8 protein-coding genes, 1 tRNA gene and 1 other RNA gene are annotated in these 9,417 nt (G+C 70.5%); 4 read left to right on the top strand and 6 right to left on the bottom strand.

Annotated features, from left to right (window positions below; translation table 11 throughout):
* Nucleotides 1–96: 96 nt before the first annotated feature.
* The 5 genes from ACGF12_RS32265 to ACGF12_RS32245 all read right to left on the bottom strand — a co-directional run bounded on the left by ACGF12_RS32265 (nucleotide 97) and on the right by ACGF12_RS32245 (nucleotide 5,865).
* Nucleotides 97–423, bottom strand: coding sequence for a hypothetical protein (locus ACGF12_RS32265; RefSeq protein ID WP_393037991.1), 327 nt, complete (start codon nucleotides 421–423; stop codon nucleotides 97–99).
* A gap of 164 nt (nucleotides 424–587) precedes the next feature.
* Nucleotides 588–2,339, bottom strand: coding sequence for a relaxase/mobilization nuclease domain-containing protein (locus tag ACGF12_RS32260; RefSeq protein WP_393037988.1), 1,752 nt, complete (start codon nucleotides 2,337–2,339; stop codon nucleotides 588–590).
* Nucleotides 2,329–3,219: a hypothetical protein gene (locus ACGF12_RS32255; protein ID WP_393037985.1), complete on the bottom strand. Its 891-nt coding sequence runs from the start codon at nucleotides 3,217–3,219 to the stop codon at nucleotides 2,329–2,331. The genes ACGF12_RS32260 and ACGF12_RS32255 overlap by 11 nt, the downstream gene beginning before the upstream one ends.
* A 250-nt stretch (nucleotides 3,220–3,469) precedes the next feature.
* Nucleotides 3,470–4,273, bottom strand: a complete 804-nt coding sequence (locus ACGF12_RS32250) for a DUF2637 domain-containing protein (protein WP_393037983.1) — start codon at nucleotides 4,271–4,273, stop codon at nucleotides 3,470–3,472.
* A 467-nt stretch (nucleotides 4,274–4,740) separates the two neighbouring features.
* Nucleotides 4,741–5,865: a DUF3631 domain-containing protein gene (locus tag ACGF12_RS32245; RefSeq protein ID WP_393037997.1), complete on the bottom strand. Its 1,125-nt coding sequence runs from the start codon at nucleotides 5,863–5,865 to the stop codon at nucleotides 4,741–4,743.
* Between the two features lie 594 nt (nucleotides 5,866–6,459).
* Here ACGF12_RS32245 and ACGF12_RS32240 point away from each other — a divergent pair.
* The 3 genes from ACGF12_RS32240 to ACGF12_RS32230 all read left to right on the top strand — a co-directional run bounded on the left by ACGF12_RS32240 (nucleotide 6,460) and on the right by ACGF12_RS32230 (nucleotide 8,994).
* Nucleotides 6,460–6,981 (top strand): helix-turn-helix domain-containing protein, encoded by a 522-nt coding sequence (locus ACGF12_RS32240; RefSeq protein ID WP_393037980.1) that lies wholly within the window; start codon nucleotides 6,460–6,462, stop codon nucleotides 6,979–6,981.
* 448 nt (nucleotides 6,982–7,429) lie between these two features.
* On the top strand, nucleotides 7,430–7,735 hold the full coding sequence (locus ACGF12_RS32235) for a helix-turn-helix domain-containing protein (protein ID WP_380390158.1): 306 nt from the start codon (nucleotides 7,430–7,432) through the stop codon (nucleotides 7,733–7,735).
* A gap of 14 nt (nucleotides 7,736–7,749) precedes the next feature.
* A complete protein-coding gene (locus tag ACGF12_RS32230; protein WP_393037977.1) occupies nucleotides 7,750–8,994 on the top strand; it encodes a tyrosine-type recombinase/integrase in 1,245 nt (414 codons plus the stop codon).
* Between the two features lie 100 nt (nucleotides 8,995–9,094).
* Here ACGF12_RS32230 and ACGF12_RS32225 read toward each other — a convergent pair.
* Nucleotides 9,095–9,179 (bottom strand) — tRNA-Ser (locus ACGF12_RS32225).
* A 110-nt stretch (nucleotides 9,180–9,289) separates the two neighbouring features.
* Between ACGF12_RS32225 and ffs the strand changes: the two genes are divergently transcribed.
* Nucleotides 9,290–9,380, top strand: an RNA gene (gene ffs / locus ACGF12_RS32220) — signal recognition particle sRNA small type.
* Nucleotides 9,381–9,417 lie beyond the last annotated feature (37 nt).

Genomic DNA, 9,417 nt, shown 5'->3' with positions numbered 1-9,417 from the left:
GACCGGACCAGCTACAAGGCCACCATCAGCATCGACATCCTGACGACACCAGACCCGTGACCGGAACCCGCAGGCTCTATCTACACGGCGTTGGGTCTAGTCCCAGGTGGTGCCGGCGAGCAGGCCGTCGAAGGCGAGTGCCCGCATGGCGGTGTTGTAGTCGTCCCACTCGTCCCACTCGTGTTCGGGAGCGGTGAAGTGCAGGTCGAAGTAGGCGCGGGTGAGGTCGGGCTCGTGCCATTCGGCCGCGCAGCGGCAGCGGACGAAGACCTGGTGGCGGACGTTGAGGAGGAGCCAGTCCCGGCGGGCACGGCAGTTCGGGCAGGTGATGGGGATGCCCCGGGCGTCGAGTTCGCCGGCGTGGGGGACGGCACGGATGACGGCTCTGTGGTGGCCGTCGTGGTCGGTGCTGGGGTTGGTCAAGTGGTGCCCTTCGATGGCGGGTGACGGTTGGCAAGCACACAAGACGCACGGCGGCCGGGATGGTTCCCGGCCGCCGAAGAAGACATTGAAACGACATCTGTGCGCACGGGCGTTCCTGTGGCTGGGTGGGCGGGGCTCGAGGCATCGGGTGTTTCCGGTCGGGGTCAGCGTCGGCGGGTGGGGTCGTTGGCGGCCCTGGTGCCGGTCGGCACAGCGGGTGTTGTGGGTGCGGGTGTCGGGGTGGTGCGGCTGCCGGTGCGGGCGCGTGCGGCCTGGGTGCGCTGGTCGATGCGGTCGCTGGTGGCGTTGCGCAGGCGCCAGAGGAGGACTTCGGCGGGTCGGTCGGCGGTGGTGAGCTCCCGTTGCTGGGCGGCCTCGGTGAGGGCTTGGCGGGGTGGTTGGCCGGAGGATTCGGCCTGGGCGAGCGCGGTGGCCAGGGCAGGCCAGGACGGGTCGGCGAGGATGCGCTGGGCGTGGTCGGGGACGGCGGCGTGGACCTGGGCGGCGAGGCGGTCGGTGGTCTTGGGGGTGGGGGTGCGGCGGGTGAGGTCGGCGATGACCGGCTCGGCCGTCTGCCGGTAGGCGGTTCGCAGGTGGACGAGGGACTGCTGGGCGGCGTGGGCTTGCTGCTGGTGGCCTCGGGTCTGGTGCCAGCGGGCAATGGCGATCACGACGAAAACGGCGGTGGACAGCAGGGCGGCGGCGGTGGCGCCGTCCTCGCCGGAGCCGGCGGTGTGCAGGAGTTGCTTGGCGGCGGTGCGGAGGGCTGCGGCCTGCTGGTGTTCGGCACGGACCTTGGATCGGGTGGCGCGGTTGAACGCGGTTGCGGCGGCTCGCAGTTCGGCGCGGGTGTGGGCGGGTGCGGTGAGGGCGGCGGTGTGGAGGAGTTCGCCGAAAGCGGCGGCCTGGGCCTGGACGACGGTGTCGAACGCGTCGACGTCGGGCACGTCGGGGTGGTGTTGGTCCTGGAAGGCGAAGCGGGCGGTCTCCCGCAGGGTGGTCTCGGCCTGTCGCCAGCGGTCCGGTTCGACCGCGCCCCGTGCGGGCGTGGTGGGCTGCTGGGCGGCGAGACGTTCGCGCAGGCGGTTGATGGACAGGTCGGGGGAGAGCTTGGAGCCGCCGAAGTAGACGGGTTCGCCTTGGGCGTTGACGTCGCCAGGGCGGGCGAGGCTGTAGCCGATGACGTCGCCGCTCTCGGGTCCGATGCGGTAGCGGACCTCGATGCCGAGGGCGGTGAGGGTGGAGAAGTACTCCTGCTCGTCGCGGACGGCGGCGGCGACGGCTTGGGCCTGTTCCTGCAGCCACTCCTTGGCGGTCTGCTGGTGGCCGGTGCGCTGGGCCTTGGCCTGCTCGGCGCTGGTGGGCATCGGGGCGGCGGTGTGGTCGCCGGATTTGAGCTGGCGCAGGCCGAGTTCCTTCTCGATCTTGCGGCACTCGGCCTGGGCGCGTTGGCCGTCGCGCTTGTTGCGGGGGCGGCGGCCGTCCTCGCGGACGCTGGTGGCCATGATGTGGATGTGGTCGTCGGCGTGGCGTACGGCGATCCACCGGCAGCCCTTGTCGTCGCCATCGGGGGCGATGCCAGTGGCGTGGACGATGCGGCGGGCGACCTCGGCCCACTCGGCGTCGGTGAGGTACCGGTCGCCTGGCGCGGTGCGGACGGGGCAGTGCCACACGTGCTGCGGCACCTTCGTGCCGACGCGCCTCTCGCGTGCGCGCACGGGTTGGTCGAGGTAGTCGGCGAGCTCGTCGAGGAGGGCGTGGTGCTGGTCGAGGGGCGCTCGGCCGGGGTCGGGCAGGCCGGGCATGGCGAACGCGGCGACGATGTGCGGGTCTGTGTGCTCGTCGCGCCGGCCGGGGCCGAAGAGATAGGAGAGCAGACCGCGGGTGCGCGAGCCGGTGGAGACGTCAGGCACCACGGCGGCCTCCCGGCAGGACGCGCTGGTAGGCGTGACGGGCCTCGATCGCGCAGGCGTGAAGGGCGTCCAGGGTCTCCATGGCGCGCTCCGGGATCTCGCCCCGGTAGATCTCGACCATGAGCTGGTTGAGGTTGTTGCCGGCCCGGTCGATCGCCCGCTGGTGGGTACCGACCGCTTCGGTGAGGAGCGTGACGGCCTCGTAGTCGGGCATGGGGACGAAGGCGTCGCGGCGGCCGGTCCTCAGGTACGCCAGGGCCACGCTCATGGCGGAATCCGCCAGGAAGGAGGAGCGCGAGCGCTTGAGCTTCTTGGCGACGAAGTCGAGCAGCTCCTTCTCGGCCGGTTCCACCGAGCAGGTCACCTGGTCATCGCGCTTGGTTCCGGAACGCGGCCGGTACATCCGCACCGCCAGCGGAAGCGAGGTGTCGTCCACCGGAAGTACGAAGCGGTCGAGAACCGGAACGCGCTCATGGATGAACTCGGCGGCGGTGACGGTCGGCGCTTCACGCACGACGCGGTCGGCGGCGTCGGCACGCTCGGCGTCGATGTCGTTGCGCGGCTCGGCATCGTGCTCGGGAAGCTGGTCCTGGTCGTGGCCGCCCTCGGTCGCGACCTCCTGGTCCGGCGCGCCCTCGCGCCGGTCCTGCCCCGCCACCCCTGGGGCGGGGTCAAGCGCAAAGTCCGCGGCGCCAACGGCGTTGTGGACTTTGCCCCAGCTTGCTCCGTCGTCGTCGTGACCGTGGCTGGTCCAGGGCAGGGCCTGCTTGACGCGGGCGAATACGCCACCACGTCCGGGCTTGTCGCTACCGGTTCCGCGGGGCTGTGCTTCCTGCTCGGGCGTGACAGAAGCAGGGGCGAGGTAGTGCTGCTGGTCGGGCACGGGGATCTTCCGGTTCTTCTGTGACGGCAGGTGGTTGTCGGTTGGTGGGGTGTTCGCCGGATGCGGGGTGATGGTCCGGCGGAAGAGGGGTTTGGCGGTGCCGGAGTTCCGGTGTAGACGTCGCCGGTTCAGGACTTCCGGGGTCTCCGGATGGGCGCTGGGGGAGTTCCGGTGAACGTCGGTCAGCGTCGGTGAGGGGCCGCTCGCCCGGTCCGGAAGCGGGCCGGTGCTCGGGCGAGCGGCGGGGGCGTCAGGCCGCCGAGGCGCTGGCTTGCGCGTCGGCCTGCTGGCTGGCCTGTTCGTCCTTGAAGCGCTGGGTCAGCTTGCCGAGGCGGTCGCTGGCGATGGGTATGCCGGCTTCGCGCAGGACTGTCCTGATCACGGCCTGGGTGGGGCCATGCTCCTGGACGGCGGGCCGGACGATCTCGGCCAGCTCGTCCATCGAGGCGGCGGGCTTGCGGCCGGTGCGCTTGGTGCCCACCACCGGTTTCCGGCTGTCGGGCCGGAGGTCGTGGTCGGGCTCGAGCACCGGTTCGTCGGCGGGTAGGTCGTACTGCTCCGCGTCCGTCACCGGTGCGGACTCGGTTGCCGGTGCAGGCTCGGGGTTTTCGCGGAGCGGGAGTTCGCCCTCGGCGCGCTTCGGGTCGATGGCGGTCGCGGTCGCGGTGGTGTTGTGGGCGAGGAGGGTGCCGCCGAAGAAGGCGAGGGCGGGCCATCCGGCGACGAGGATCCGTAGCCAGGCGGGGACGTGGGCGAGGTCGAGGAGTCCGGCGGTGGCGACGTTGGCGCCGAGGGAGGCGGTCAGGGCGATGGCGAACCAGGTCCAGGCGGTGCCGGCGGGGTGTCCGGTGGTGCGCAGGGTTCGCATGCGGTGCCAGGCGGCGACGAGCAGCAGGTCGACCGAGACGGGGTAGGCCCAGGCTTTCCAGCCGTGTTGTCCGGCGGCTTCAGCGATGTCGTGGAGGTGGGCGAAGGACAGGGCGCCTGCGATGGCGGCCTGTATGAGGACGGCGTCCGGGCGGGGCAGACGCCGCGTTGGGGTGGTGGCGGTCATGCGGAAGGTGGTCCTCGCGGGTCGGGCGGTGGTGGTTTGTGGAATTGCCGTCTTTGCCGTCTTGCCGTCTTGGTGCTGCGGGACGGTCTCTGGGCCGGGGCGGGCTCGGCTGCCCGGGTGGTGCCGTGGACACGGCGGAGTTCGGGTTCGGGACGGTGCGGTATCCGTCTTGGGGCTCGTATCCGTCCCGGAGGCATGGCCTTTGACCTGCGGTTTTACGGCAGGGACGGCTGGGACGGCACAAGACGGATGTGTTTCCCGTCCCGGCCAGGGCCCGCCGCTCGCGCCCCGGACGGGGGCGGCGGCGGGCCGCTGGTGGGAGTAGACGCTGCCGTCTTGGCGTGGGCCTGATCCGTCTTGGTGCGGATGGCGTTGCCGTCTTGGGGTGCCGTTCCGTCTTGGCGGCAGGTGCTGTGACCTGCGGTGTTACGGCTGGGACGGCAGGGACGGCATTTCGGGGAGGGTGGTCAGCCTCTGCTGCCCGCTGCGGTGGCGTTCACGGGGTGGACTGCGGGGCAGTAGCGCCGCCAGGCGTCGAGGAACTTGTTGCGCAGGTAGCCCTTGCGCTGGGTTCCATCGGGCATGCGGACGTTGCCGGAGGAGATGCCGAACTCGCGGAGCATCGCACCGAGGCCGCGCGGGGTCAGCCCGCCTCGGCTAGTCTCGGCCCAGGGGGCCTCGGGGTCGCCGTTGAGGTTGAACAGCAGCTGGTCGGTGGCGATGCTGTCCGGCTCACCGGCAGCGTGGAAGATCCGCCGGATGTCCGCGAGGATCCGCGCGCCGCCGGGGTTGTCCTCCTCGGTCTGGACCTCGGCGTCGACCATGCGCTTGCACGCCTGGCGGGCCAGGCGGGGCCAGGGGCCTCCGGCGAGGTCGGCGATGATCACCAGCGGTTCCCAGGTGTCGGCGGCGCGGTCCTCGACCGGCATGGCGGGCTCCAGGCGCAAGGCCCGGTCAGCGAGCGGTGCCGCCCAGCGGGCGATCTTGTCGCGAATCGCATGCAGGGCGGGCCGGTCCCGCTGGGTGCGGTACGGGGCGACGCGCTCGCCCTCGGCTCGGCGGCGCATGCGGATCACGATCGAGCGGTCCATGATCGTGTCGGGGAGGTCGCCGATGCCGGCGATGGCCGCCATGGCGAAGGTGGGGAACTTGCGCGGGGTGTGGTCGTTGCCGACCACCCGCAGCACGTAGCGGTCGCGCTGGTGCCCGGCGTTGAGCAGGCCGCGCATCTCCTCGTTCTTCTCCGCCGCCTTTGGACTGCCGAAGATCGTGTCCGCCTCGTCCACCAGCAGGGTGGGCGGCTCCTCGCTGATCGTGCGGAAGATGGCGGCCGGAGAAGAGTTCACCGTCAGCATCGGCTGATGGACCGTCTCGGCGAGCACGTCGAGCAGGCGGGACTTGCCGCAGCGCTTGGCCGGGCCGACCACGGCCAGGCGCGGGGCGTGCTGCCACGAGCACTGCAGGTGGGTCGCCGCGACCCACAACGTGGTGGCGTCCAGGGCCTGGTCGGAGGGAAGGATCACGAACTTCGCGATCTGGGCCCTCAGCTGCGCGAGCAGGTCGGCGCCCTCGGTCGCCTCGGTGTCGGGCATCAGGTCGGTCCCGTCCGGGACGGTGGGCTCGGCAGGCGCCGCCTCGGCCTCGCGTCCACAGGCTGTGGACGCGAGGGCCTGCTGGGCGGGCAGGTAGGTGCCGGGCTCGCCGGCCTTGGCCACGGGCGGCCATGCGACAGCGGGCTTGTCCGCTGCGAGGGGTGTGGCGTGGGGCTGGGAGGCAGTAACCTCGGTCATGGAGATCCTCACTCGGCGGCTCCGGGGGGCAACCCGGTCCGCCGTAGGTCGACTGTCCTGGGATGGGCGGTGGCGAGGTTTTCGATCAGCCCCCGGTGTTCGTAGCGCCGGGGGCTTCGCGTTTTCCTGGGGGCATTCGGGCTGGCGCCCGGCCCGGCTTAACCTCCTCTCGGTTGGTCATTTCATGCTGTCATGGTCGAACGTAGCGGGATGCCGGGCCACTGTCAAGCGATTTGCGCATGGCTATCTCAACCTCTCTCGGCATTCGCGCTGGCCGGACTGATTCGTGGAGATACTGTGAAGGCCTGCTCAACCGCTTGGCGGTTGGGCATTTCATGCTGCTAAAGTCGCTCCTGTCGTCGCGTCGCGCCTGCTCGCAATCGGAAGGAGGTTGGTATGGTCAACCCCATGGTGCATCGGTACAAGGCCCTGGAGGGCGAGGCCCTCGTGGCCCACAACCTGAAGGTCTTGCGCAAGGCCGCCCGCCTCTCCCAGGAGGACGTGGCCGAACGCATGACCCGGCTCGGCTTCAAGTTCCACCAGACTCAGGTCGCCAAGATCGAGAACGGAACCCGCCCGGTCCGCTTCGACGAGGTGATCGGCCTGGCCAAGGCACTCAGCGTCCCGCCAGCGAACTTCATGACCGAAGCCGTGGCCGGCCCGGACGAACCGGACTACGAGCTGCAGGAAGCAGGCTTCGCCGTCGAGAAGGCCGAGCAGGAGTGGAGAACCGCCCACGACCTCGAACAGGCCGCCAAGGCCCGGTACGACGAGGCCCTGCGCACGTACGAGGAGATCGCCGAACGGCTCGAAGCCCAAGGTGTCGACCTCGGGCCCTCCGGTGGCGAGCCCACGTGGTACCCGGCCCCCAACTCTCAGTGGGACCCGCTCCGCAAGGACCCCTCGGCTGACCGGTAAGCGAGCCCGCCCGGCTCGCCGCCTGGGCATCATTGCCGCGATCCGGCCGGAAACCTAAAAAGGTCGGACTGGCGCACGCGCCCAAGATCTTTTTTCGTTTCCGGCCGGGGCCGCCGTAGTGTGCCCGTCCCGCCCACCACCCCGCTGCCCGACCCTCGGCGCTACGAACGCTGGGGGCCGCGCCAGCTCGGGGATCGATGGCCTCGCGGAGCATCATCGCCGCGACCCGGCTCGCGACCTAAAACGCTCGACCCGGCCCATGCGACCGAGATCGTTTTAGGTTCCGAGCCGAGACCGCCGTAGTGTGCCCGACCCGCCCACCACCTATCCCGCTGCCCGACCCCCGGCGCTACGAACGTCGAGGGCCGCCCGGCAACCCGCCAATCCACCGCCCATCCCAACAGTCGCCACGGCGGCGCGTTGCCCCGCGCCGCTGGGAGGAACACCTATGCCTGAAACGCCCCTGTCTCTCGCGCGCCTTGCCGGCGCAATCGGCCTCACGGAGCACCAGCTCCTTGCCCTCGTCGCCAGCTGCGGCACAGAGGTGCCGGACCCGACGCTCGTCGCCCTCACCGTGGAGGAAGCCGCCCGTCGTCTCGGCGTCGGCCGGACGACCATGTACGCCCTGGTCGCCTCCGGCGAAGTCCCGTCCGTGACGATCGGCCGTCTCCGCCGAGTGCCCGCCGAGGCGCTCAAGGAGTACGTGGCCGCCCGTACGCAGGCTGCCCCTTCGACCGTCGCGCTCGCGGCCTGAGCGGGGGAAACCGAATGACGAACACCCGCAAGCCCAACGGCGACTCCTCGATCTACCAGGGCAGCGACGGCCGCTGGCACGGTCGCGTCACGGTCGGCGTCAAGGACGACGGCACTCCCGACCGCCGCCACGTCAGCGCCAAGACCCGCCCCGAGGTCACGGCCAAGGTCCGCAAGCTGGAGAAGCTGCGCGACGACGGCGCCGTGCCCAAGGCCGGCCAGAAGTGGACGGTCGGCAAGTGGCTGACCCACTGGATCAAGGAGATCGTGCCGGGCACTGTCGGCGAGAACACGTACGCCGGATACGAGGTCGCTGTCCGCGTGCACCTCGTTCCCGGCCTCGGCGCGCACCGCCTGGAGAAGCTGGAGCCCGAGCACCTGGAGCGCTTCTACAAGAAGATGCAGGCCAGCGGCAGCGCCGCCGGTACTGCCCACCAGGCCCACCGCACGGTCCGGGTAGCCCTCGGCGAGGCGGTTCGGCGCCAACATCTCACCCGCAACGTGGCCACGATCGCCAAGGCCCCGAAGCTCGAAGAAGATGAGGTCGAGCCGTTCGAGATCGAGGAGGTCCAGACGCTCATGGACACGGCGCGCGAGCGCCGCAACTCCGCTCGCTGGATCTTCGCGCTCGCCCTCGGTCTGCGTCAGGGCGAGGTGCTCGGGCTCCAGTGGAAGGACGTCGACTTCGCCCGAGGCGTCGCCTGGGTCAAGCGCGGCCGACTGCGGCCCAAGTACCGGCACGGCTGCGGCGACCGCTGCGGGCGCAAGCCCGGCTTCTGCCCGAAGAAGGAGCCGATCCGACGCGAGACCAAGGACACCAAGTCCCGAGCCGGGCGACGCGCGGTGCCGCTGCCCGAGCAGCTCGTCGCGATCCTCCGGCTGCACAAGGAGGAGCAGGACCGCGAGCGGGCCCTCGCCCGCGACCTCTGGACGGACAAGGGCTACGTCTTCACCTCGGAGACCGGCGAGCCGCTCAACCCCAGCACCGATTACCACCACTGGAAGCGGCTCCTGCGCGAGGCCGGCATCCGCGACGGGCGTCTGCACGATGCTCGCCACACCGCCTCGACCGTGCTCCTCCTGCTCGGCGTGCCGGAGCGGATCGTGATGGCGATCATGGGCTGGTCCTCGACCTCGATGGCCCAGCGCTACCAGCACGTCACCGAGCCGATGCTGAACGACGTCGGCAAGAAGATCGGCGCGGCTCTGTGGGGCGACGTCGGATCTGGCCCAGAGGAGCCCGGCGAAGACGCCGCCTGAGGCCCAGAATCCCAACTGAGACCAAAACTGAGACCACGACACGAAGAAGGCCCCGACCGGAAACCCGGTCGGGACCTTCAACTGCCTTGGTAGGCAAAGGCGGAGGATACGAGATTCGAACTCGTGAGGGATTGCTCCCAACACGCTTTCCAAGCGTGCGCCCTAGGCCTCTAGGCGAATCCTCCGTGGGAGAGCTTAGTACATGTTTTGGGGTGCTCGCGACCAGCTATCCCGTAGGCCGGAGGTGGGGGTGGCCTGTGGATCGTCGGGGCCGGGATCCGGTACTGTGGGTGTCAGCCCCTCGTGTGGCGTCATCTCTCTGAACCCCCCCAGGGCCGGAAGGCAGCAAGGGTAGGAGGGCTCTGGCGGGTGCACGGGGGGTCTTTGCGTTCCCCGGGCCGTGCGGGTTCGGGCGAAGTGGGG

It is taken from the genome of Kitasatospora sp. NPDC048296 (genome assembly GCF_043201815.1).
Taxonomy (GTDB): Bacteria; Actinomycetota; Actinomycetes; order Streptomycetales; family Streptomycetaceae; genus Kitasatospora.
The sequence above is the reverse complement of the archived record's forward strand: the minus strand, read 5'-3'. Positions and strand labels throughout refer to the sequence as shown.

Bases quoted from the DNA above. Each gene is read 5' to 3' on its own strand.
- ACGF12_RS32230 (WP_393037977.1), top strand. From the start codon at position 7,750: ATGACGAACACCCGCAAGCCCAACGGCGACTCCTCGATCTACCAGGGC.
- ACGF12_RS32235 (WP_380390158.1), top strand. From the start codon at position 7,430: ATGCCTGAAACGCCCCTGTCTCTCGCGCGCCTTGCCGGCGCAATCGGC.
- ACGF12_RS32245 (WP_393037997.1), bottom strand. From the start codon at position 5,865: ATGCCCGACACCGAGGCGACCGAGGGCGCCGACCTGCTCGCGCAGCTG.
- ACGF12_RS32240 (WP_393037980.1), top strand. From the start codon at position 6,460: ATGGTCAACCCCATGGTGCATCGGTACAAGGCCCTGGAGGGCGAGGCC.
- ACGF12_RS32250 (WP_393037983.1), bottom strand. From the start codon at position 4,273: ATGACCGCCACCACCCCAACGCGGCGTCTGCCCCGCCCGGACGCCGTC.